The 624-nt window shown below is 46.0% G+C and carries 1 protein-coding gene; it reads left to right on the top strand.

All coding sequences use genetic code 11. From position 1 onward, the window contains the following. A partial coding sequence (locus R7E78_RS27915; protein ID WP_318058859.1) for an outer membrane beta-barrel protein occupies positions 1-481 on the top strand: 481 nt, incomplete at its 5' end. Between the last annotated feature and the right edge of the window lie 143 nt (positions 482-624).

Here is a 624-nt window from a genome sequence, read left to right as displayed (position 1 = left end):
GTGTTCAACATCAGTGCTTGCTGACTCATGGATTTATGCAGGCGGCCAAATTGGTCAATCAGATATTGATGGCGAAAACGACACAACGTATGGCGTGCATGTCGGAACGGGGATTCTGCCGTTAATCGGTATCGAAGTCGGCTATTTCAACCACGGTAAAGTCGACTTGTCTTTCGGTGGCAACAAAGGGGATGCGGATTTCACTTCGTTCTACTTAGCGGCGAAACCAAGCATCGATTTTGGTCCGCTACATGTGTATGCCAAAGGCGGCATTAATGCATTCAATGTCGATTACAATGGAGGATTAAGCTCGGTCAGCAAAGATGATGGCGTGTCTTACATGTATGGCGTCGGCGCGGAATATTTCTTGTTAGACAATATCTCTGTTGGTGCAAGTTACCAATCATTTGGCGTGGATATCAATGGGGACAGCGATAACCTAAGCAGCTTTACGGGCAACGTGACTTTCCATTTCTTGTAAACCGCAAACTTCCCGATCTTCTTTATCCAACTCACTCTTCACAGTTGGTTGAAAAACTCCACCAACCTCAAAATGGTCTCGCCCTTATGTGCGAGGCCATTTCTTTTGCACTGAATACCGTTTGACCTTGTTGATTGACGGTT

This window comes from Vibrio sp. YT-19(2023), from assembly GCF_033337395.1.
The sequence above is the reverse complement of the archived record's forward strand: the minus strand, read 5'-3'. Positions and strand labels throughout refer to the sequence as shown.